The organism is Bradyrhizobium centrosematis (genome assembly GCF_045571495.1).
GTDB classification, from domain to species: domain Bacteria; phylum Pseudomonadota; class Alphaproteobacteria; order Rhizobiales; family Xanthobacteraceae; genus Bradyrhizobium; species Bradyrhizobium centrosematis.
Window position 1 is genome coordinate 1,628,857 of sequence record NZ_CP120703.1, and the last position, 22,083, is coordinate 1,650,939.

Annotated in this window: 23 protein-coding genes and 1 pseudogene; 13 read left to right on the top strand and 11 right to left on the bottom strand. The window is 62.5% G+C overall.

Translation table 11 applies throughout. The features are described from left to right. Positions 1-2: 2 nt before the first annotated feature. Together P6U31_RS07765 and P6U31_RS07770 are read right to left on the bottom strand one after the other, a co-directional pair. The gene (locus P6U31_RS07765) at positions 3-1,439 is read right to left on the bottom strand and encodes a GH1 family beta-glucosidase (protein WP_407187635.1); all 1,437 of its coding nucleotides are present in this window, start codon (positions 1,437-1,439) and stop codon (positions 3-5) included. A 225-nt stretch (positions 1,440-1,664) separates the two neighbouring features. Continuing rightward, positions 1,665-2,384, bottom strand: a complete 720-nt coding sequence (locus P6U31_RS07770) for a c-type cytochrome (protein ID WP_407187636.1) — start codon at positions 2,382-2,384, stop codon at positions 1,665-1,667. 115 nt (positions 2,385-2,499) lie between these two features. On the opposite strand from P6U31_RS07770, the gene P6U31_RS07775 reads away from it, so the two are divergent. Then, positions 2,500-3,258 carry a CBS domain-containing protein gene (locus P6U31_RS07775; RefSeq protein WP_407187637.1) on the top strand — a complete coding sequence of 253 codons (759 nt, stop codon included), beginning with the start codon at positions 2,500-2,502 and terminating at the stop codon, positions 3,256-3,258. 50 nt (positions 3,259-3,308) lie between these two features. On the opposite strand, the gene P6U31_RS07780 is transcribed toward P6U31_RS07775, so the two are convergent. From P6U31_RS07780 to P6U31_RS07810, 7 genes are all read right to left on the bottom strand, one after another. Continuing rightward, positions 3,309-3,473, bottom strand: a complete 165-nt coding sequence (locus P6U31_RS07780; protein ID WP_407187638.1) for a hypothetical protein — start codon at positions 3,471-3,473, stop codon at positions 3,309-3,311. 30 nt (positions 3,474-3,503) lie between these two features. Then, positions 3,504-3,704 carry a hypothetical protein gene (locus P6U31_RS07785; protein ID WP_407187639.1) on the bottom strand — a complete coding sequence of 67 codons (201 nt, stop codon included), beginning with the start codon at positions 3,702-3,704 and terminating at the stop codon, positions 3,504-3,506. 348 nt (positions 3,705-4,052) lie between these two features. Beyond that, positions 4,053-4,574, bottom strand: a complete 522-nt coding sequence (locus tag P6U31_RS07790; RefSeq protein ID WP_407189784.1) for an Hsp20/alpha crystallin family protein — start codon at positions 4,572-4,574, stop codon at positions 4,053-4,055. 192 nt (positions 4,575-4,766) lie between these two features. After that, positions 4,767-4,985, bottom strand: coding sequence for a ChaB family protein (locus P6U31_RS07795; protein ID WP_407187640.1), 219 nt, complete (start codon positions 4,983-4,985; stop codon positions 4,767-4,769). 86 nt (positions 4,986-5,071) lie between these two features. Then, positions 5,072-6,694, bottom strand: a complete 1,623-nt coding sequence (groL, locus tag P6U31_RS07800) for a chaperonin GroEL (RefSeq protein ID WP_407187641.1) — start codon at positions 6,692-6,694, stop codon at positions 5,072-5,074. Between the two features lie 373 nt (positions 6,695-7,067). After that, positions 7,068-7,436 carry a rhodanese-like domain-containing protein gene (locus P6U31_RS07805; RefSeq protein WP_407187642.1) on the bottom strand — a complete coding sequence of 123 codons (369 nt, stop codon included), beginning with the start codon at positions 7,434-7,436 and terminating at the stop codon, positions 7,068-7,070. Positions 7,437-7,545: 109 nt separating this feature from the next. Continuing rightward, positions 7,546-8,151: a MarR family winged helix-turn-helix transcriptional regulator gene (locus tag P6U31_RS07810; RefSeq protein ID WP_407187643.1), complete on the bottom strand. Its 606-nt coding sequence runs from the start codon at positions 8,149-8,151 to the stop codon at positions 7,546-7,548. A gap of 155 nt (positions 8,152-8,306) precedes the next feature. On the opposite strand from P6U31_RS07810, the gene P6U31_RS07815 reads away from it, so the two are divergent. From P6U31_RS07815 to P6U31_RS07860, 10 genes are read left to right on the top strand one after another with little or no spacing between them, the layout of a single operon-like run. Next, the gene (locus tag P6U31_RS07815; RefSeq protein WP_407187644.1) at positions 8,307-8,825 is read left to right on the top strand and encodes a flavin reductase family protein; all 519 of its coding nucleotides are present in this window, start codon (positions 8,307-8,309) and stop codon (positions 8,823-8,825) included. Positions 8,826-8,846: 21 nt separating this feature from the next. Continuing rightward, positions 8,847-10,316: a 4-hydroxyphenylacetate 3-hydroxylase family protein gene (locus P6U31_RS07820; RefSeq protein WP_407187645.1), complete on the top strand. Its 1,470-nt coding sequence runs from the start codon at positions 8,847-8,849 to the stop codon at positions 10,314-10,316. 16 nt (positions 10,317-10,332) lie between these two features. Beyond that, a complete protein-coding gene (locus tag P6U31_RS07825) occupies positions 10,333-10,713 on the top strand; it encodes a cupin (RefSeq protein ID WP_235540142.1) in 381 nt (126 codons plus the stop codon). A gap of 52 nt (positions 10,714-10,765) precedes the next feature. Further along, on the top strand, positions 10,766-12,154 hold the full coding sequence (locus P6U31_RS07830) for an ABC transporter substrate-binding protein (protein ID WP_407187646.1): 1,389 nt from the start codon (positions 10,766-10,768) through the stop codon (positions 12,152-12,154). A 46-nt stretch (positions 12,155-12,200) separates the two neighbouring features. Beyond that, positions 12,201-13,100 carry a branched-chain amino acid ABC transporter permease gene (locus P6U31_RS07835; RefSeq protein ID WP_407187647.1) on the top strand — a complete coding sequence of 300 codons (900 nt, stop codon included), beginning with the start codon at positions 12,201-12,203 and terminating at the stop codon, positions 13,098-13,100. Further along, positions 13,100-14,023: a branched-chain amino acid ABC transporter permease gene (locus P6U31_RS07840; protein WP_407187648.1), complete on the top strand. Its 924-nt coding sequence runs from the start codon at positions 13,100-13,102 to the stop codon at positions 14,021-14,023. Before P6U31_RS07835 ends, P6U31_RS07840 begins: the two co-directional genes overlap by 1 nt. Next, positions 14,020-14,766 carry an ABC transporter ATP-binding protein gene (locus tag P6U31_RS07845; RefSeq protein WP_407187649.1) on the top strand — a complete coding sequence of 249 codons (747 nt, stop codon included), beginning with the start codon at positions 14,020-14,022 and terminating at the stop codon, positions 14,764-14,766. The genes P6U31_RS07840 and P6U31_RS07845 overlap by 4 nt, the downstream gene beginning before the upstream one ends. Further along, positions 14,766-15,458 carry an ABC transporter ATP-binding protein gene (locus P6U31_RS07850; protein ID WP_407187650.1) on the top strand — a complete coding sequence of 231 codons (693 nt, stop codon included), beginning with the start codon at positions 14,766-14,768 and terminating at the stop codon, positions 15,456-15,458. Before P6U31_RS07845 ends, P6U31_RS07850 begins: the two co-directional genes overlap by 1 nt. Continuing rightward, positions 15,442-16,125 (top strand): DUF2848 domain-containing protein, encoded by a 684-nt coding sequence (locus tag P6U31_RS07855; RefSeq protein ID WP_407187651.1) that lies wholly within the window; start codon positions 15,442-15,444, stop codon positions 16,123-16,125. Before P6U31_RS07850 ends, P6U31_RS07855 begins: the two co-directional genes overlap by 17 nt. 22 nt (positions 16,126-16,147) lie before the next feature. Continuing rightward, positions 16,148-17,461, top strand: a complete 1,314-nt coding sequence (locus P6U31_RS07860; RefSeq protein WP_407189785.1) for an amidase family protein — start codon at positions 16,148-16,150, stop codon at positions 17,459-17,461. Between the two features lie 192 nt (positions 17,462-17,653). Here P6U31_RS07860 and P6U31_RS07865 read toward each other — a convergent pair whose 3' ends face one another. After that, positions 17,654-20,473, bottom strand: coding sequence for a tetratricopeptide repeat protein (locus tag P6U31_RS07865; RefSeq protein ID WP_407187652.1), 2,820 nt, complete (start codon positions 20,471-20,473; stop codon positions 17,654-17,656). A gap of 165 nt (positions 20,474-20,638) precedes the next feature. Here P6U31_RS07865 and P6U31_RS07870 point away from each other — a divergent pair, with 165 nt between their 5' ends. Next, positions 20,639-21,232, top strand: coding sequence for a hypothetical protein (locus P6U31_RS07870; RefSeq protein ID WP_407187653.1), 594 nt, complete (start codon positions 20,639-20,641; stop codon positions 21,230-21,232). Then, positions 21,219-21,302 (top strand): annotated as a pseudogene (locus tag P6U31_RS07875) (hypothetical protein); the annotation flags it as partial. The gene P6U31_RS07870 and the pseudogene P6U31_RS07875, both read left to right, overlap by 14 nt. A 306-nt stretch (positions 21,303-21,608) precedes the next feature. Here P6U31_RS07875 and P6U31_RS07880 read toward each other — a convergent pair. Continuing rightward, entirely contained in the window at positions 21,609-21,974 is a 366-nt protein-coding gene (locus P6U31_RS07880) for a hypothetical protein (protein WP_407187654.1), read from the bottom strand. Between the last annotated feature and the right edge of the window lie 109 nt (positions 21,975-22,083).

A 22,083-nucleotide genomic window follows, 5' to 3' on the forward strand; every position in this document is an offset into this window, starting at 1 on the left:
GCCTAGCCGGCGGCCATGGGCGCGGTCACCGCGTCAGGCCGTTTCGTCGAGTGCTCGGACTCCGCACCGTCTGTCCTAGCCTCCGTCCTGCGCGCGGCTCGAATGAGATCTGAATACCAATGTGCCGATGCCTTCGGCGTTCGCTTCTGCGTGGCAAAGTCGACATGAACGAGACCGAAGCGCTGCGAATAGCCCGACGCCCATTCGAAATTGTCGAGCAGCGACCATACGAAATAGCCCTTGACGTTGGCCCCGGCCCGGATCGCGTCCTGCAACGCCCTTGTATAGGCATCGAGATAGGCAATTCGGGCGGTGTCCTGGACGCGGCCGGTCTCGTCGGGCTTGTCGTCCGCGGCGGTGCCGTTCTCCAGTACATAGATCGGCAGGCGGAAGCGGCGGTCGATGTCCAGCAGCGTGTCGCGGAACGCGCCGGGAATGATGGGCCAGCCGATCGCGGTCCGTCGTACCTCGGCTGGCGGTGCGCCGAAGCCGGCGCCGATCGCATTGCTGTCAGCCCTGATGTAGTGCGGTGAGTAATGGTTGAGCCCGAACCAGTCGACCGGCCGCGCGATCTGCGCCATGTCGCCGGGCTTGACATATGGCTCGATCGCCGCGGCCAGTTCCGGCGGATAGCAGGCAAAGTGTTGCGGATAAGGGAACGCGTCGTTCCAGTATGGCGCGAAGCGTCGTGTCGCCGCCGCATCTTCCTCACTAGGCGTGGCGGGATAGCAAGGCTGGCGGTTGTGAATGGCGCCGAGCGATGCCCCCGGCACCGATTGGCGCAGCACGTCGATGGCGCGGCCATGGCTGAGGTTGACGTGATGGATGGCCCGGTGCAGAGCGCCCCTGTCGGCAATGCCAGGCGCATTCCAGCCGAGACCATATCCGAACAGCGTGAAGACGCATGGTTCGTTGAACGTCGCGAACCGCTTGACGCGGTTGCCGAGCCGTCGGGCCATGAGCGCGGCATAGTCGGCAAACCAGCCTGCAATGTCGCGGTTTTGCCAGCCTCCAAGATCCTGCAGCCCCTGCGGCAGATCCCAGTGATAGAGGCAGATCCAGGGCTCTATGCCGGCAGCCAGCAATGCATCGACGAGCCGGTCGTAGAAATCAAGGCCCGCCTCGTTCGCGGCGCCGCGTCCTTGCGGCAGGACGCGCGGCCAGGAGATGGAGAAGCGGTACGCGTCGACGCCGATCTCGCGCATCAACGCGATGTCTTCGCGGAAGAGATGATAGTGATCGCAGGCGACATCGCCCGTATCGCCGTTCTTGATGCGGCCCTGCTGCCGGCAGTAATCGTCCCAGATGCTGTCGCCGCGGCCGTCCAAATGGGCGCCGCCCTCGATCTGGAAGCTCGAGGTCGAGACGCCCCACAGAAACGTCTTCGCTGCCGGCGCGTGCGTGTGAGGTGGGGGAGCGGATCCGTCTGTGGTTCTCATGTGCCTGCCTTGGGATGACGATGGCGCAGTTCGGATTGTGATAGGTCCACAATGCTGCGCTTTGCCGATCGCGGCTTGACCGAGATCAACCGTCTGACAGCCGGGTGCTGGAGCAGGCCGCGTCCCAAAGCATGATCCGGACAAGTGCGAAGCGGTTTTCCGGAAAGATCATGCGCAAACAATAGCTTGAAGCGCGAAGACGATTCGTCCAAACCTCATCGCGCCTCAGCGCGGCGGATGGGCCTTCAACGTTTCGAGATACGCCACGATGGCGTCGATCTGGTACTCCGCGAGCCGCGGATTGGGCATGGCCTGGCCGGGGCCGAGCCTGCGGTGGCTTGACGTCAGGAACTGCCTGATGTCGTCGGCGGAGAACGAGGGGCGATCGATGATCTCCAGGAAGCTCGGCGCCGGCGGACGGGACGCCGGCGATTCCCTGGAGGCATCCTCCACCACATGGCATGGTCCACATGACGCATGGGCCTGTGCCCGGCCTTCGGTGAGCTGATCGACGAACAATTGGTTGGTGACCGGCGGCCGGACAGGTACCTGGATTGTGATTGAGGCGAACCCGCTGGCCCGATGGCAACTATTGCACTCGTTTGTCAGCGCCGAATACGCTTTGGTGAACGCGGGCACGTCTTTTTGCTGCACCGCTTGCCGCACGGCCTGGAGCTGTACCTTGGCCGCAACGATCCGCGCGGGATCGGGCACGAGCTTGCTCGTCCGTTCAAGGGCATCGTCGATGTGTTGGATCTCGTAAGTCGCCAGACTCCAATTGCTGAGCTTGCCTGCAAACCACAGCTTGGCATGCTGGAGCTGCACCCGCGTCATCAGATCGGAGAGCGCGGCGGAGACGTCGACAGGTGCGGGCTGAGCGGGCGCACCGCTGGATGCTGCGACTGCCGCGAAGATCGCGGCGATGAACGGCGCTGGCAGGCGCATGCCGGTGTCCTAAATTTGATTGCAGCATGGCACCGGATCCCGGCCGGGCGTTGATCTCGATCAAGACCCGATCTGGGGCGGCAATTACCCGTGAACTCTCTTTGGAGTCCAACACATGCGCGCGCACCAGATCATGTCCCGGCGGGTGATAGGCATTCGGCCCGAGGCCCCGATCGCCGATGCCATCAAGGTGATGCTGGCTCACCACATCAGCGGGCTGCCGGTCACGGATTCGGCGGGAAAGCTGGTCGGCATCATCTGCGAAAGTGACTTCCTGAGACGCGCCGAGCTCGAAACGGAGCATACCCGCAACCGGCTGCTGGCGGTCCTGCTCGGCACGGACCGGATTGCGCGTGAGTTCGTGAAGGAGCATGGGCGCAAGGTGGAGCAGGTGATGACGCCTGATCCGGCGACGGTCAGGGAGGATACGCCGCTGGAGGAGATTGCCGACCTCATGGAGCGCCGACACCTCAACCACGTTCCGGTCATGCGCAATGATCGCATGGTCGGCATCATCACCCGATCCGACTTCTTGTCCGCGGTTGCCAGGCCGCTGACCGGCGCCCCTGGTTATTCGGATGACGACAATCAGATCCGTCGTTCGGTGCTCGCGGCGATGGCGCGGATGCCCTGGCAGCCCATCGGCCTCAACGTCAGCGTCAGGGACGGGGTGGTCACGCTGCGTGGCGTCGTCAAGGGCGACAACGCGCATCAGGCGGCTATCGTGGCTTGCGAGAACGCATCAGGCGTCCGGGGTGTCGATGACCGCCTCTGCGTTCAGTCGGCCCGTCCTGATCCGGAGGACGATTATGGCGGCGGTGATTTCGTGTCGCTGCAGGCGGAGCCGTCGACGCTGGATGACGAACCGTTGTGACGCCGGCCTCTTGAGGACGCAGCGTCCGGCAGGCGGCCGAACGGGCCGACCTAATCTTCCGGCCCGCGGCCGGTCAGATCGGGATTGGCGGTCCGGCCGGCGCTCGAGCGGACCGGTTGCTTGGCCGGCCTTGCGCTCGCCGAAAAATAAAGCGCGAGCTCGAGGATGCCATACATCGCGAATATCATCAGCGCCTTGATTGCTTCGCTTGTCATCTGGATACCCTCCCAACAGCCTTTTCTCGCCTAACGCTGCGCCATCCTGATCAGCGTGTGAACTGGATGAGGCTGGTGAACCGCCAGGGTCGCCGCCTTCCGCGCAGTCATTTCGGGTTGGGCGAGGTGGACGGTCAGCGAGATTGCGACGATGGCGATGCCGGCAAGCAATCCGCTGACCACCACCTTCAGGTGTGTTGCCTTATCCGCGGTGTAGATCGAGTGGTTCATTGCAGGCCCCTTGCCGGCGCGTGCTTGCAAAACCTTACTAACGGATAAATTGCCGGACCGAAATTTGGGGGCATCACGTAAGGAGATGTCCGTAGCCCGACGGGAGAAGGACGAGCCCCGCACCCTCAAATACCGCCTTGGCGCGAATAGCGCGGTGATCGGCGCTGCCATGGCAATGGGAACGGAAACCAGCCATTCGAGCCACGAGCTCGAGCGGCGGGCGTTCAGCCAGCGGTATGCATGTGCTTGGGCAATTCCACGACGAAGCGGAGATGATCGTGCGCCGTCTTGGCGAGCGGCGCGAGCAAGGTGAGGCTGCGTCTGCCGCAGCCTCGCCTCGATGGGCCTTCAGGCGGCCTTCACATCGATGGTCTTGGCCGGCTTCTGAGCTTCTTCGGTTTTCGGCAGCACGACCTTGAGCACGCCGTTCTTGAACGTCGCCTCGATCTTGTCGGCATTGACCCCGTCCGGCAGCGCGAAATAGCGCTCGAAGGAGCCGTAGCGGCGTTCTGAAACGTAATAGTCTTTCTTCTTCTCTTCGCTCTCCTCCTTCTTCTCGCCTCGGATGGAGAGGCCACCGTTGACGAGCTTGACCTCGATGTTCTTCTCGTCGAGGCCGGGAAGCTCCGCCGTGATCTCGTAGGCCTTGTCGCCTTCGGCGACGTCGACCGCCGGCGCGTTGAAGTTCTTGGACAGATCGCGCTCCAGCCGTGCGAGCGAGCGGAACGGCCGCTTCCAGAAGCCGTTGCCAAAGTCGTCGAAGATCTGGTCGATCTCGTTCCTCAGCGCCTGGAACGGTTGCCATGTCTCGTTAACTGCGGCAGGTGCAGTGGACGTTTTGGTGACAGGTAATTTGGTTTCGGTTGCCATGATCGTTGTCTCCTTCGAGGTGACCATCTGGTCGCCGGAAAGGATAGTCATGGCCGTCGCGCGCTGGTTGATTTCGCTCAAATCCAGGAGCAGCGCGTGCAAAATCCGAATGACTGCATTGACCAAAATTGGGGCAGTCTCATAGACGTTTGCCGGCCGCCGCACGCGGGATCCGCACGAGCATATGGGCGCTTATGAATGTGGTCGTCTCGGCTCCCATTGGTCGCCAAGCTTCACATATGAACGTTTGACGGCGGCCCAGGCCGTGCGGTGTGCGATCTCCTCCTGTCGGAGGTCTCCGGCATGGGACGCAAAGGCGTGGTTGAATGCTTCCCGATAGATATCGAGGGCATGAGGCGGCAAATGGTGGCGTACGCCTGCGGGGAGATCTCTGTTCGAGCGGTAGGGCATTGTTGCATCCTGTGCGGGATCATCCGCCGGCGCAGGGTTGCTCGCCGGCCGGCAGATGCCCGCGCCTGCGGGTGGAGGCGCCGCGGCTACATCGCCATGTCGGGCTCGGGCAGCCGCTCTCGCTTCGGTTCCGGAATTTCCGTCATCGTGGCCTCCGTCAGAAGAAGCACGCTCGCGACGGAAACCGCGTTCTCAAGCGCCGTCCGTACGACCTTCACGGGGTCGACGATGCCAGCCTCGACGAGGTCGACATAGGCCTTCCGCGCGGCATCGAAGCCGAAATTGCCCTCGCTGCCGAGCATCCGTGCAACCACGACGCCGCCATCGGTTGCGGAATTCTCGGCGATCTGACGCGCGGGTGCCTCCAGCGCCCGCCTCAGGATCTGCAGGCCCGTTCGCTCATCGCCCTCGCAGGCAGCCTCCTCCTTGGCCACGGCCGCGACCGTGCGGAGCAGGGCAAGCCCGCCGCCCGGGACGATGCCCTCGGCCACCGCCGCCTTCGTCGAGCTGATGGCGTCATCGAGCGCTTCCTTCTTCGCTTTCATCTCGGCCTCGGTCGGTGCTCCCACCCGGATCACGGCAACCCCGCCCGACAGCTTTGCGAGGCGCTCCTCGAGCTTCTCACGGTCGTAATCGCTGGTCGTCTTCTCGATCTCGGTGCGGATCTGGGCCAACCGTGCATCGATACGGGCTCGATCGCCGCCACTTCCGATCAGGGTGGTGTTCTCCTTGTCGGCAACGACGCGCGCGGCGCGACCGAGCTGTTGCAAGGTGGCACTTTCCAGTTTCAGGCCGATCTCCTGCGAGATCACCTGCGCGCCTGTGAGGATGGCAATGTCCTCCAGCATCGCCTTGCGGCGCTCGCCAAAGCCGGGCGCCTTGACAGCGCAGGCCTTGAGCACGCCGCGAAGCTGATTGACGATGAGCGTCGCCAGCGCTTCGCCCTCGATGTCCTCGGCGATGATCAGAAGCGACCGGCCGCTCTTGGCGACCTGCTCGAGCAGGGGAACCAGATCGCGCAGGGCGCCGATCTTGTGATCGCACAGCAACACATAGGGGTCTTGCAGCACGGCTTCCATCCGGTCGGCATCCGTGACGAAGTAGGGCGAGAGAAAGCCGCGGTCGAACTTCATGCCTTCGACGACGTCCAGGAGAGTCTCGGTCGTCTTGGATTCCTCCACCGAGATGACGCCGTCGCCGCCGACCTTCTCGATTGCATCCGCCACCAGCTCGCCGATGGAGACGTCGTTGTGGGCTGAAATCGTGGCGACCTGAACCTTCTCTGCCCTGGAGTTGACCGGCCTCGCCATGGCGTGCAAGGCGGCGACGGCGGCCTGTGTCCCACGGTCCAGACCGCGTTTGAGGTCGATCGCGCTTGCTCCGGCGACCACGTTCCGAACCCCGTCCGAAAGGATGGCATGGGCAAGGATGGTCGACGTGCTGGTGCCGTCGCCGACGACATCGCCGGTCTTCTCGGCGGCCTGCCGCAGGACCTGAGCGCCGAGGTTCTCCTCGGCGTCCTTCAGATCGAACTCCTTGGCAATGGTGACACCATCGTTGCAGACGATCGGTGCGCCCCACGACTTCTGGATCAGGACCGATTTCGACTTCGGCCCGAGTGTGACGCGCACGGCATCGGCGAGGAGGGACGCGCCGCGCAAGACTTTTTCACGAGCCGCCGCGTGAAACAGGACCTGTTTGTGTGCCATTTCCATGCCCTCCGTGTTGCTGCCGTCGCCGGCGCGATCTGCCGGTCAGTCTGTACGAGCGAGCCGGAACCGGCTTGATCTTCGTCAACGCGAGCGCGCAGCGCGGATTTTTCAAGGCTGGGCGTTGACTTGTCGCAATCTGAAATCCGGAGGGCGCGATAAGCAGGGCCCTTGCCATGAGTCAGGCTCTCGCCTTGGCGGACGAGCTGACCGGCAAGCTCGTCACCAAGTCGATCGATGCCGTCTTTGATCAGACGCGACGCGTCAATCGGGAGTGCGGTGCGAGCGTCCTGCTCGTCACTCAGGATCGATCTCCCGATCGTCATCCGCAATGCGCAAGCTCCGGCAAGCTGGACCCGGACGCCTGGTCTTCCTACTTCTCGACGGCCCCCGTCCAGTCCTTGAAACCGCCGACGTTGTAGACTTTCTCGTAGCCCATATCCTTCAGCACCTTGCCGGCCAGTGCCGACCGGCCGCCGGAGGCGCAATAGAGGATCACGGTCTTGCTCTTGTCGAACGCCTCGTCGTGATAGGGCGACTCCGGGTCCGCGCGAAACTCCAGCATCCCGCGCGAGACATGCACGGCTCCTGCGATCTTGCCGCTGGCGGCGACCTCCGGTGCATCGCGAACGTCAACGACCAGCGCGTTGCCGCTTTTGATCATCTCGGCCGCCTCGTCCGACGTGATCTTGGGGACTGCCGCGTTGGCGGCTTCGAGCATTTGCTTGACACTGGTCGGCATGAGTCGTCTCCGTTATCGCCCCGCGAGGCCAGGATAGCATATTGATCGCGCCCTGCCTCATCCCATCGGAGGAATGTCGCCGTCCGCCCTTTGATCTTTGCCGAGGGCGTTATCGACCGGTGCGGCGCGTTGCACGCCGCTTCTTGCGAGACTCCGGCGAGCTCGCTGCGGAGGCCCGCTGCCCCTCCTGCGATTTGAGCGTAGCCTGCATGTGTACAGCCAGCTTCAAGGCGCTGTCAGCGTTTGACGCGAGGCGGGACAGCAGCTGGGCCAGCATTTTGAACTCCTCGCGCGTCAGCATTCCAAATAGCGCGTCGTTGACCGGTCGCTGCAAGGCGGCGAGGCGGATCAACAGGCTCATGCCGCGCTGGGTGAGGGCAAGTTGCACCCGCCGTCCGTCCTCGGGATGAGGGGTTTTCTCGAGCAGGCCGTCGGAAACCAGCTTGTTGATCTCGTTGGTGACGAAGGCGCCGCTCAGATACAGCCGTTCGGCGACCTGGTTCACGCCCATCGGTTCTTCCGCGGTCGAATTCTTGATCGCGATCAGGATCAGATATTGGGTCGGCGACAGGTCGACGAAGCCGGCGAATATTTCCCGGCAGGCTTCCAGGCTGCGGCCAAACGCGAAATAGTCGTGAAGCAGTCCGCGAAGCGTGCGGTCTCCTTCCTTGTCGAGCAGCTCTGGTTTCGACGCCGTCAAGAGTGCATCGGTCACGCGGTCAATCTCCTCGCCAAATCATGGCATTGCGAGCTTGCTTAAAAAGCACGCATGCGCCCGCCCAGCAAGTAGGCTTGACATCGTCAAATAGCTTTGTCAGAAAGCTACCTGAGAATTATAAATCATGTGCCAGGCGACGAGGCGGGTATTCCATGGAGGATCGTGCATTCAGGCGTGCCCTCGGCGAATTCGCCACCGGCGTTGCGGTGGTGACCGCGCGCGGCAAGGGCAATGAGCTCATCGGCATGACCATGAGCTCGTTCAATTCTGTTTCGCTCGATCCGCCGCTCGTTCTCTTCAGTGTCGATCGCAAGGCGCGCAGCCTGCCCGCGATGCTGGATGCCAAGGGCTTTGCCGTGAACATCCTGGCGCGCGACCAGGAAGCCATCTCCAACCAGTTCGCGCGGGCTCTCTCGAACAAATGGGACCAGGTGAAGACGTCGGTCGGCCATGCCGAAGCGCCGCTGATCTCGGGCGCGATGGCGCATTTCGAGTGTGAGCCTTACGCCAATTATGACGGCGGCGACCATGTCATCTTCGTCGTCCAGGTCGTCCGCCACGCAAGCCGCTCCGAGTCTGCTGCTCCCCTGATCTTCTTTCGTGGTCGATACCGCGATCTCGTCGATGAAACCGAGCGCGAGCCGAGCTGGCCGCTTCCCATTCACTATTAGTTTCGAACCGGAGAAACTGCCATGCGCAGCGCAAAGGAATATCTGTCGGGCCTGAAGGACGGCCGCACCATCTACATCAACGGCGGCTCGGTTGGCGATGTCACGACGCACCGCGCCTTTCGCAATCTCGCCGGCTCCATGGCCGGCTTGTTCGATTTCGCGAGCGCGCCCGAGAATGTGGAGCTGATGACCTTCGATACCGGCGAGGGTCGTGCCAACCGCATCTGGCAGCTTCCGGCCTCCTACGCCGAGCTCGTGACGCGGCGAAAGGCGCTCGAGGCGTGGGCCTCGCTGCATGCCGGCTTCATGGGCCGGGCTCCGGACCATGTCGCTTCCTGCATCTCGGGGCTCTACATGGGGCTCGACGTCTTCAAGGCCTATGATCCCGCGCGCGCCGGCGCGCTCGAGAGCTACTATCGCTACGCCCGCGACAAGGACCTCTACCTCACCTACGTCATCATCAATCCGCAGGCCGATCGTTCGAAGGGTGCGGCCGAACAGGCTGATCCGTTCCTCACCGCCGGTGTCGTCGATCGCGACGCCGAAGGGATCACGATCCGCGGCGCCAAGATGCTCGCCACCGGCGGCGTGGTTGCCGACGAGGTCTTCGTCACGACCATCCAGCCGATGCGGCCGGGCGAGGAGCGCTACGCGATGTCCTTTGCGATCCCGATGAACACGAAGGGCCTCAAGATGCTGTCGCGCAAATCCTACGAGGACGCTGCCGGCGCCGTGTTCGACAATCCGCTGTCGAGCCGCTTCGACGAGAACGACTCGGTGCTCTATTTCGACGACGTGAAGGTGCCGTGGGACCGCGTCTTCATCGAAGGCAACGTCGAAATGTGCCAAAAGCAGTTTCACGCCACGCCCTGCCACGTCTATCAGAACTACCAGGCGATGGTGCGCTTGAGCGTCAAGCTCAAGTTCCTGACCGGCCTCGCGCATCGCACCGCCGACATGAACGGAGTCACCCAATTCCCGCAGGTGCGCGAAATGCTCGGCCAGCTCGCGGCCGAGACCGGCATGGTCGACGCCCTGGTGGCTGCGATGGAGGCCAAGGGTAGGCAGGTCGGTCCCTATTTCATCCCCGACCGGCACACGCTCTATTCGGCGCAGGTGCTCACGCAGCAGCTCTACGCGCACGTCATCAATACGCTTCGCGAGCTCGCCGGCGGCGGCATGATCATGTTGCCTTCGTCGGTCGCGGACTTCGACAACCCCGAGATCGCGGCCTTGATCGGCAAGACCCAGCAGTCGCCGAAGGCCAATTCGCATGATCGCGTGAAGTTCTACAAGCTCGCCTGGGACGCGGTCGGCTCGGAGTTCGGCTCTCGCCATCAGCAATACGAGATGTTCTACGCCGGCGCGACCTTCGTCACCAAGGGCCACTCATACCGCACCTACGACTGGGCCGGCGCCGACCGGCTGGTCCAGACCATGCTCGATTCCTACGACCTCAACGGCGTCTCGACCGCCAGCAAAGCCGCCTGAAACCAGGAGACCGCTCATGCCCGTCAACAAGAAGCACGACGAATTTCACACGCTCGACATGACCACCGGCTGGGAAGTGCCGGCGGGCTATCCGGCCGGCATACAGCAGAAGATCATTGCGGGCGGACTGGATGAGGAGAACCGGCGCGGGACGCGGACCCGGCTGCTTCGCTTCGCGCCGGGCGTCTATACGACAGCGCCGTTCTCCCACGAATATTGGGAAGAGGTCTATCTCGTCTCGGGCGATTTGATCGTCGGCAACGATGCGAACGGCGAGGGCGGCAAGAGCTTCCCCCCGAACACCTATGCCTGCCGGCCACCGCACGCGCCGCATGGCCCGTTCAAGTCCGTGAACGGCTGCCTGCTTCTGGAGATGCATTACTTCGATCCGGTGTGATCCGGATCGCTGCTGCTCAACATCATTCGACCGACCAGGGGGAAGAGAAGTCATGACGTCTAGAGGTATCTCTATCGTAGCTGCGCGTTGCCTGTCGTCACTCGAACGGCTCTTCAGGCTGGATCGCGGCGTGCCGCAGGGCAAAGTCCGATGGATGGTGGATGGGCTTGCGGGGGCGCTCGCACTAGGTGTCGTCGCGGCGGCACCGGCCGCTGCGCAGGAGAAGCCGAGCGCATTGGGGCTGGGCATCTTCACGTTCACATCCGGTCCTGCCGCGGCCTACGGCATGCCGGGCAAGAACGCGGCGGACCTCATGATCGACCAGATCAATGCAAAGGGCGGCATCGGAGGCGTGCCGGTCAGCGCGACCTATGTCGACGAGGCGCAGGGCGCGCAGGGTGTGATCGCGGAGTATCGGCGGCTCGCCGGGGATGCGAAGAACCAGGTCATGGTCGCCGCCTTGTCGAGCGCCAATTGCCTGGCGCTTGCGCCGCTCGCGGAGCAACTCGAGGTTCCCACCGTAGGCTGGAACTGCGATACCCATCAGCTGCTCATGGACGGCAAGAGCAAATATGTGTTCCGCCCCAACGGAAACACCGTACCCGAATTCATCGCCTACGCGATCTATCTGCTGGATCGCAAGCCTGACGTGAAGACGGTCGCGATCATCAACCCGGACTATGCGTTCGGCCACGACGCAGCAAAGATATTCACCGCGGCGCTGAAAGCGCTGAAGCCGGACGTCGAGATCGTCGCCGAACTCTATCCGAAGCTAGGGTCGCCGAATTACCAGACCGAAATCTCGCGCCTCACCACCGCGCGGCCCGATGTCGTTTTCTCCAACCTTTGGGGCGCTGATCTCGAGAATTTCGTTCGCCAGGCCGCACCGCGCGGGATCTTCACCTCCAGTCAGGTGATCCTGGCGCTCGGCGAGACCGTACTGCAACGCGTGCCGTTGCCCGACGGCGTGATCGTCGGCGTTCTCGGCGACGGCTGGTGGATGTCGCCGGACGCCAAGACCAAGCCGGAGACCGTGAAGTTTGCCGAATCCTATAAGGCGCGCTTCGGAGAGTATCCGGTATTTCCGTCGATCAAGATGGCCAACGCGCTGATCTACGTGAAAGCCGCCTACGATGCCGCGATGCGGAAGAACGGCGGCAAATGGCCGACGCGTGCCGAGCTCGCCGACGCCATGAAGGGCAGCAAGGTCGAGACCCTGACTGGCATCGCGCAGACGCGCTCCGACAATGACGGCTTGGTCGACCAGATCGTCGGCGTCACCGTGAAGACCCCGGCGCAGCAGTTTCCCGTGATCGGCGACATGGTCCGCTACAAGGGCGACACTCTGATGCCGCAGGCGGGTCAAGATCCGCTGGCCTGGATCGCGACGCTCAAGCCCGAGTTCGCCAAAGGCCTGCCGAAGCCGGGAAGCTACAAATAGACCGCGATGAAGCGCACCTGATTTCGATCACGGAAGGCATAGGCCGATGTTGAATGCAGTCATCCCCCTGCTGCTGGACAGCCTGGCGAGCGCCGCGTTGATCTTCTTCGCGGCGGTCGGCCTGACGCTCGTCTTCAGCGTGCTGCGAGTCCTCAATGTTGCCCATGGCAGCCTCTATTCGATCGGCGGCTATGTCGCGGCCTCGATCTGCCTGTTCATCGCCAGCCGGCAGCTCAACCCGTATTGGTCGTTCCTGGCACTCGTGTTCAGTGCCGTATGCGTCGCGGCGATATTCGGTCCGTTGATCGAACGGAGCCTCATCCGCTGGACCTATGGCAAGTCGGAGGCCGTGCAGATCCTGATCACGTTCGGGCTGTTCCTCATCCTGGAGGATCTCCAGCGCGTGATCTTCGGCGTGCAATCTTTCTACGAAGACGCGCCGATGCGATTGCTCGGGACCACCTCTATCGGTGGCGTCGTCTATCTCAACTACCAGATCCTGCTGATCGGGATGGCGTTCCTCGTCGTCATCGGCCTGCGGCTTCTGATCAATCACACCCGGCTTGGGCGCCTGATCACGGCCGTGGTTACTGATCGCGAGATGGCGCAGTCGATTGGCATCGACACCAACCGCATCTTCATTCTGGCGTTCTCGCTCGGCGTGTTCCTGGCCGCATTGGGCGGCGCGCTGGCGACGCCAACGTCAGGCATCGCCCCGGGGCTCGGAGCGGATACGATGGTGCTTGCCTTTGCCGTGGCGGCGATCGGAGGTCTCGGGCAGATCGAGGGGGCGGCCTTGGCCTCGCTGATCGTCGGCCTGGCGCGCGTGCTCGCGATCTATCTCGCGCCGTCGCTGGATGCCGTCGCACCCTATGCGGCGATGCTTGTCGTTCTCCTGATCCGTCCCTACGGGCTGTTCGGGTCGGTGGCGGCGCGGAGGATATGATGCGAACGGTCACTGCCGCCGCGGCGGTCCTCGTCCTCGCGCTGTTGCCTGTGGCCGCGCCCTGGCTTCAATTCGTCCTGACCCTGGCGATCGCCAAGGGGTTTGCGGCCCTCGGCGTCGCCGTGCTGCTCCGCGCCGGGCTGATCTCGATCGGTCATGCGATGTTCTTTGCCGCGAGCGCCTACGGGGTTGCGTTCCTGGCGCGCGCCGGCGTCAACGATCTTGGGCTGCTGCTCATTCTGTCGGTGCTGGGCGGTGCGCTCGTGGGCGCCATCGCCGGGGCGTTTCTCGTCCGCTATCGCGCCATCTTCTTCGCGATGTTGAATCTTGCGGTCTCCATGGTGTTTTACGCGCTGTGCGCAAAACTGTACGGCGTCACCGGCGGGACTGACGGCATGCCTGTGCCGGTCCCGGCGATCTTCGGCGTCTTGCTTGGCGAGCCGGACTTCAAGCGCGTGCTGTTCTATCTCAGCCTGGGGCTGATGGTGCTGGTCGGCCTTGCCGTGCAGCGTTACCTGAACAGCCCGCTCGGTCATGCGCTTTCGGCCGTCCACACCAACGAGATCAGGCTCGAATATCTGGGCATTCCGGTCTGGGCGGTTCTGCTGATCGCCTATGTCGTCTCGGCGGCGCTCGCCGGCCTTGGCGGCGCGATCGCCGGTTTTGCGATCGGTCGCGTGGTCCCGGATTTCGCGTTCTGGACCGCGTCCGGTCACCTCGTGCTGATCGCCGTGCTCGGCGGCATCGGCGGCGTTCCGGGCGCGTTCATCGGGGCCCTGTTCCTGGAGTTGCTGCACAGTGCAGCGGTGACCGTGACCGATTCCTGGAACTTGATCGTCGGTGTGACGCTGATCGTCGTGATCATGTTCATGCCGCAAGGAGTCTATGGACTGTTCGCGCGCAAGGAGGCGGCGAGCCTATGACGCGTCCCATCCTGGAAGCCAAGGGTCTTCACGTCTCATTCAACGGCGTCAAGGCCGCCGACGACGTCAGCATCGCGGTTCATGATGGCGAGTTCCTCGCGATCATCGGCCCGAACGGGTCGGGCAAGACGACGCTGCTCAACATCTGCACGGGCTATATCCGCCCGAGTTCGGGCACCGTGGCGCTTGACGGTCACGACATCACGCGCCTGTCGCCACGCGCCATCGCGCGCCGTGGTGTCGCCCGCGCATTCCAGATCCCGCAGCTCTTCTCGGCACAGCGCGTGATCGACAACATGATGCTGGCGCTGGCGGCAACGGACGGCCTGTGGAGCGCGATCCGCCCGCTCGAGACCGCGAAGCGACGCGACGAGGCCGCGGCGTTGCTCGACCTCGTCGGTCTCGCTGGGGACGCCGACCGGATCAGCAGTACGCTTCCCGAAGGGCACCGCAAGCTGCTCGATATTGCCGTTGCGCTGGCGCTGAGGCCGCGTCTCCTGCTGCTCGACGAGCCGACCAGTGGCGTAAGCGCTCTCGAACGCTTCCCGCTCATGGAGGCGCTGATGGCGGCCCTGCGCCAGCGCCGCATCACCGCACTGTTCGTCGAGCACGACATGGACGTGGTCGCGCGTTACGCAAGCCGGGTCCTGGTGTGGAACGCCGGAAACATCATGGCTGAGGGGCGGCCGGACGAAGTGTTCAGCAATGCGCAAGTCCGCCAACGTGTCGTGGGAGTCGCCTGATGCTCAGCCTCGACAAGGTCAGCGTCTCAATCGAAGGCGTCCGCGTGCTGCGCGCGGTCAGTTGCGAGATCGTCGCGCGCAAGACGACCGTGTTGATCGGCCGCAACGGTGCCGGCAAGACCACGACGCTCCGCGCCATCATGGGCCTGATCGCGCTTGACGAGGGTTCGATCCGGCTCGATGGCGACGATCTCGGCCGCAGGCCCGCCCACACGCGCGCTCGCGCCGGGATCGGCTATGCGCCGGAGGACCGGCGCCTGATTCCGGAGTTGAGCGTCGAGGAGAACATTCGTCTGCCGGCGCTGGCGCTGAGGCTCGACCGCGTGGAGATCGCGCGCAGGCTCGACGAAATCCATCAGCTGCTGCCCGAATTGCACGTGATGCGCGCCAGGCCGGCCGGCGGCGTGTCCGGAGGGCAGGGGAAGATGGTCGCGCTGGGGCGTGCGCTGATGGTGGCGCGCAAGGTTCTGCTGCTCGATGAGCCCTTCCAGGGCCTGGCGCCGGCCCTCGCGCTCGACTATGCGCGCACGCTTGGCGAGCTGCGCAGGCATCGTCCGGACCTCTCCATGCTGATCACCGAGTCCTCGCCGGCGCTGCTCGATCGTATCGCCGATACGACGTTGCAGATCGAGCGCGGCGAAATCCTGACCACGTCGACCAAGAGTAGGATCTCCCATGCTGCTGCAATTTGACCGCCTCGCAAACGACCGGACCGACCGGGTGAGCATCGAGATCGACTCGCTCGTTATTGCCGGCTGGGCGGGCAGGGATGCCGCGGCGATCGAGCACCATATCGAGGAGCTCGCCGCGCTCGGCATTCCGCGTCCCTCGACGACGCCGCTCTACTATCGAGTCGCCGCACAAACCTTGACCCAGGAAAACCGGCTGACCGTCCTCGGCCCGGATAGTTCCGGCGAGGTCGAGCCGGTCATTGTCGCGATGGCTGACGGGCTCTGGGTCGGCATCGGATCCGACCATACCGACCGCAAGGCCGAAGCTTCGGGCATCGCTCTTTCGAAGCAACTCTGCGGGAAGCCGGTCGGCCCCCAGCTCTGGTCTTATGCAGATGTTGAGAGGCATTGGGACAAGTTGGTCCTTCGTTCGTGGGCGACGATCGATGGAAAGCGGGTTCTCTACCAGGAAAGTCCTGTTTCCTCCCTCAGGACGCCGCGCGATCTCATTCGTCGCTACAACGGAACGGACACGCTGCCTGGCGGCACGCTGATGTTCTGCGGTACGCCGGGCGCGATCGGCGGCATTCGGCCGGGAACGCGTTTCGAGATGGAGCTGGGGGATCCGGTCCTCAACAGGACCCTGACCCATAGCTACGACATTGACGTCCTGCCGGTCGTCTCCTGATCGTTCTCCTCGGGCGCGTGTCATGACAGCAACAAAGTCGGCCGTTGCACGGCTGGAGGCGGCACTTGCGCGGACTCATTCGCCGGAAGCAACGAACGTCTTCACGGCCGTCTTTGCAGACAGCGCCCGGTGGGAGGCCGAGGCCGCCGACCGGCGCGCCGCTGCCGGAGCGCCCCGTGGTCCGCTCGATGGTCGCATCGTTTCGGTGAAGGCGTTGTTCGATGTCGCGGGCACGGTCACGAGCTCCGGATCGGCCGTGTTGCGCCGTCTTCCGCCGGCGGGTGAGGACGCCGAGGTGGTGAAACGGCTCCGGGCTGCCGGCGCGATCGTCATCGGCAAGACGCAGATGACCGAGTTTGCTTTCTCCGCGCTGGGCACGAACCCGCATGATGGAACGCCGGGCAATCCGCGGGACCGCGCGCGCGTGCCGGGAGGCTCGTCATCAGGCGCGGTGGTGTCGGTGATCGATGGCATGGCGGACATCGCCATCGGCAGCGATACCGGCGGGTCGATCCGAATCCCGGCCGCGCTGTCGGGCGCTGTCGGCTTCAAGCCCACCAGCGGCTTCGTGCCGACCACCGGCGCGTTCTCGCTGTCATCAAGCCTTGATACGATCGGCCCGATCGCCGCCAGCGTCGAAGACTGCTTCGTGGCTGATCAGGTGCTTTCAGGTGAAGGGGCGCCCTCGCGGCTGCGACCTGCATCCCCCGGCACGTTCCGCCTGAATATCGCCCGCGGACGCTTGTTTGACCTTTGTGAATCCGAGGTGCTGGCTGCGTTCGAGAACGCCATGGATCGGCTTCGATCAGGCGGCTTGCAGATCAAGGATGGATCCATCGAGGCCGCGCTCGATGATGTCGCACAGATCGACAAGATCGGCACCTTCCCGTCGATCGAGGTCGGCGCAACCTTGCGCAGTTTGGGGTTCTCGGAGCTGGACGGCGTCGATCCTCGAACACGCGTCCGCATCGAGGCCGGCGCCGGCATTCTCGCCACCGACTATGTGTGCATGACGCGGCTGCGGCAGGCGGCGATCCGGTCGTTCGAACAGTGTTTCGGCAACAATGAGGTGTTCGTCCTGCCGACGACGCCTGTCCGGGCGCCGCTTCTCTCCTCCGTTGCGGAGGATGCGACATTTCACGAACTCAACGGTCTCGTCCTGCGCAATCCACGCATCGCCAACTTGCTGGACTGCCCGTCGATTTCGCTGCCATTGCCGCTCGACGGTCTTCCCGTCGGTCTCATGCTGATTGGCCGCAGGAATGCCGACCGGCGGTTGCTGGAGATCGCGGCCAGCGTGGAAACGCTGCTGCGAGGACATTTGCCGACTGCATAGCCTTTCCTTTGCGGGTGAACCGCATTTGCCCTGCAGGGCGGTTGAAAAACATGACGCGTTGATGCGGCCAAGGCCGATACGCATCGCCGGCAGCGTCTTCGCGCTGCGCACGAAGCCCAGCAGTCAAATCCGGTACCTGCCCGGCCCCCAACGAGGCAATCTCGGGATTGACGATAGCGACCAGCCGCCAAACTATTGTGAGCAGCCGGGGGCAGATAATCCGCCGCTACCAACGCTCAAGGTAAATGTCGGCTCCGAACACTTCGCTCCCGTTGGTTCCGAGCTGGTTTTTTCATCCGCCAATCTATCCAGCGCGCGTGAGCATTCGGCAGCTGCCGATTTGATCCGGCCCGAAAACTTCGAATCGACTCGACCTGCCGCCTCGAACGTTGCCTTGCAGGCCGCCCATTGTTTGGTGGCCAGCAGGGACTGGCCATAATAATAGAGCAGTTCAGGCTCTGATGACTTCGCCGCCAAAGGTTGAAGCAGCCGGGCAGCCTCGACGTAGGCGCCCTTGCGATAAGACAAAATTCCGTTCAGCCTGATCAGGTCCTCGTCGTCGGGGAAGAACTCCGAGGCTTTTGCAGCTATCGACTTGGCTCGATTGAGATCGGCAGGTTCGTCCCCGATGTTCAGAGCCAAGGCACGATAGGCCGGGCGAAACTGCGGGTGCGCTGCGATCAGTTTCTCAAAATTGCCGCGGGCGGCTGTTCGATCATTCGCTCGTTCTTGAATGCTGGCGATTTCCATCAGCGCGAAAGCATCGTCAGGATGATCTTTCAAATAGTCGGCAAAGAAACTGGCCGAATTCGAGGACAGGACTTCCCGCCTCTCCCGGGCTACGCTTAAGATGGCCTGGGGGATATCGGAACGGACGAGCCTGGCGTACGCATCTTCCGCCCTCTTGCGGTCGCCGATATCGTAGCGGGCCTGAGCCAGGTGATACAGAGTCTCGGTGTCGTCGGGACTAAGAGCGAGAGCTTCTTCGAGCAGCTTTATCCCGGAACCATAATCTCCGCGCCCGACCGATGCGCGGCCATAGCTTCTCAAGACCTGAGGATCTTTTGGCGCCCTTTCGTACGCACGTTTGGCATAGGCGTAGGCAGCGTCCGTCTGGTGAAAGACATCGAGCTGCAAATTCGCAAGGCGCACCAGCGCCGCCGGGTATTCAGCAGCTTCGCGCAACGCGCTTTCATATGTGAGACGTGCTGCGTCGAAATCCGACGTCGTCTCGTAGACGCGCGCAAGCTGCATCAGGGCAGGAAGCTTGACATCGGCTTTGCTCGTTGCAATTCGAAGGGTGGCGATCGCGGAGGCGCTGTCGCCGCTTTCGCTGAAAGCGCGTGCCAGCAGGAGATGGGCCGGACCGAGATCCGGAGCTGCATCGACGGATCTTTTCAACGCAGCCTGTGCGGACGGATAATCCCGTTGAGCGAGATAGGCCTTGCCCAACAGGGCCAGCAATTCGGGAGTCTCCTGGCTCTTTTCGATCGCGCCTTTCACACGGTCCAGCGCTTTTGACGTGTCATGCTTCGCCAGGTCGAGGTTCGTGAGCTTTTCGAGCGCTGGAACGTAGCCAGGCGATATTTCGTGAGATCGTTGATAGGACGTGTAGGCGCGGTCAATGTCCTGCTTCTCGACCGCGAGCCCCAGCAGGAACAATGGCTGCGGGTCGGTAGGATGGTCAGTGGCCAGCTTTTGATATGTTTGGACGGCCTTCGATGTTTCGTCGTTCTTCGAATAGGCGTTTGCAAGCAGGCGAAATGCGTCGGGTGAGTCGGGATTCTCAGCCGTATAACCTTCCAGCAATGTGATCGCCGATTTGGCCGCGCCGCGGTCGAGGTACAGTTGCGCGAGCAACAGAGTCGCGTCCTTCAGATTGGGATTGATCTTGAGTGCCTGAACGAGACGCTTTTCGGCTTGCCCGCGCGCTTCTCCGCTCTTAACGGCGTCGGAGGTCTTGGCATAGGCCAGATGTGCAAGCGCCGCCTTGTATTGCACATCGGCATCACCGACGTACACCGAACTCAGGGCCTCGAACTCGCGAACCGCTTTTTCTGGATTAATCCTCATATTCTGGATGCCGTCGGCGACAAGGCCGTCGTAGCTCGTTGCGTCCTGAGACAGGACGAGCTTGATGTTCTCGGCACATGCGTCGCCTTCACCGCGCGCGCAGGCGAGCTTCATGATCAGGACGCGAGACGGAAGGTGATCGGGAATCTTTTGTGCGATTCTCTTCAGTTCGGCTTCGGCTTCCGAGTATTGCTTTGTCGCGATCGCAAACTCGGCCAAGCTCAAGAGCAGATTAGAGCGGGACGATGCGAGTTGGGAAGCGGTTGCAAAATTATCGCGGGCCTTTTGCAGCTCTTGGCGCTTCAGATAGATGTTCCCCAGCGCCGCGTATGGCTCGGCGGATTTTGGAGCGAGATCCCTGGCGACGAGAAGATGATCTTCGGCCGAGGCGAGATCGTTCTTGCGCACTGCAAGTTCGCTGAGGGCGATATAATATCCGTAGGAGCGATTTGACCGCGGAGCGAGCGAACGAAGTTCATCTTCGACGGCTTGGGCATCGTTAGAGTCTCGCGTGGTCCGCGCGAGCAGGATCATCGCCTCGTCATTTTTCTGGTCGGCTTGCAGGATTTGTGAAGCAAGCTTGCGCGCTTCGATCCGGTCTCCGCTCGCCAGCACCATTTGTGCGAATTTTGTTTTCACATCCAGATTGGAAGGCTCTCGTGCAAGCGCATCCTTCAATCCGATGTAAGCCAACGCGAAGCGACCTTGAGCATAGTTGATGTAGGCCAGTTGACGCGTGGCCGTGACGTCTTCGGGCTTGGCCTGAAGGATTTGCCTGTAGAGCTTTTCGGCAAGGGCGAGATCATCCTTGCGATAGGCCTCGTCGGCATTGAGAAGGAGTTGATTGTCGGCGGCATTTGCGCCGCCGGGCGCTGTTAACGCGCCCATCGCAAGAGCTGCAACTATTGCGAGAAATTTCGCAGCAGAATTGGAAAACATCTCGTGACTCCAACGGAGTACATTCTGTCAAAGTCCAACTGCAAATAACTTTTGCGGCGCATTAGAAAAGCCGCGAGGACTGGTGGTCCTGAAAATGAAACTTGACATTATTGGAAATGAGTAACGAAATCCAGATCCCCATTTATTTTTAATGGAGATGGCCAAATGAAATTGAAATATTTATTGGGCCTCATGGTTGGTGGGAGCTTTACTGCTCTTGCAGGGGCCGCGAATGCAACGTGTCCAGCAACGCCGGGAACGCCAGTCGGCTCGGCAACCGGATGTATCGAGATCACGCTGCTCCCCGGCAATACCGCGACGGTAACGAGTTCGGGGGGAAGTCCAATATACGATGGAATTGAAGATACTCTGATCAACGTGACGAACCAAAGTGGCAGCACTGTTAGTTCGATTCACCTGACCGCCAACACCGACATCTTCGGTTTCGACGGTGACGGTATCGTCAACTACCTTCCCGCCGCCAGTGGGCCCACCGGCTACGAGGGGCCAGGCACCAGTTTCGCCAACTACTCATTCCCCTACCAGAGCGGCGACGTCCTGTTCACGGGCGGCTTGGCCAATCTCGCTTCAGCCTATTTCTCCCTTGAGGAGAGGGTCAGCGCGGCGAGCTTCACCGGACCCATCGTGGTAAACCCTGTTCCCGGCCCGGTCGTTGGGGCAGGTCTGCCAGGACTCGTGATGCTGGTGAGCGGCCTGCTCGGTTGGCGCCGCATGCGCCGCAAAGAAGCCATCGCCTGATTTAAATCGACAAAGCATCACTTCGCTGCCCTCGATGAGGGCAGCGGAGCTTGCCTCGATGGCCGTTTGAAGATTTGACTCGCCCAGCACGACGGCGCGAGCGCGATCATTTGTGTCTGGATGGCCTTTGCGTTCGCCCTGACGATCCAATGGCGAGCCTTATCGTAGGCCCCTTCGCAGGCGTTCTCTGCGCCTTCTGCGCCATGAAATCAGGTGCCTGGTCAGGAAGCCAGCCACGAACCCGGCCGCAAAGCCGATCGTGATTTCGATTGCATCGAACGGCGTCACAGAAAACATCAGCTTTAGCTATCGCGCGGTGCGCCTTTTCCGAGTTTGGCTGCGAGCAGCAGGAAGAATGGCGGTGAGGCTCATGCAGTCAGGCCCTGTTTCCAGCTGTCGTCGCGCGCCTCTGTCTGGTGAGGCGACGAGAACTCCCACTCCGAGCCGCGGCCTTTGAATCATCGGAAGCTGCGTCCGAGCCGTGGAGAAGAGACTGGAGAGCATCCTTGGACTGCTCGATTTCCACGCGCAAGCTTTCGATATCGCGCTTGGTGGTTTGCAAGGTATTCAGCAGCCGCGCTTCGGTCCCGGAGGTATCGCGCACCGGCGATCCTGTGACCCACAGCTCAAAGGCGCGCTGACGCTCTTCCCGCCGACGCCGCGCTTCTGCCAATTGGCTGGCTTGCTCGCGCTGCACCGCGTCCAACGCCTTTGCAAGTCGGGTATCGGGACGATCAGACATCGCACACACGCCCTTACAAACCCTGCCGTCATTTGTCTGCACAAGCCGAGCGAAGGTTCAAGCGCTCTGTGCGCGGGCGGGGGGCCGGTGTCGGAACGGCGAGGTTCGT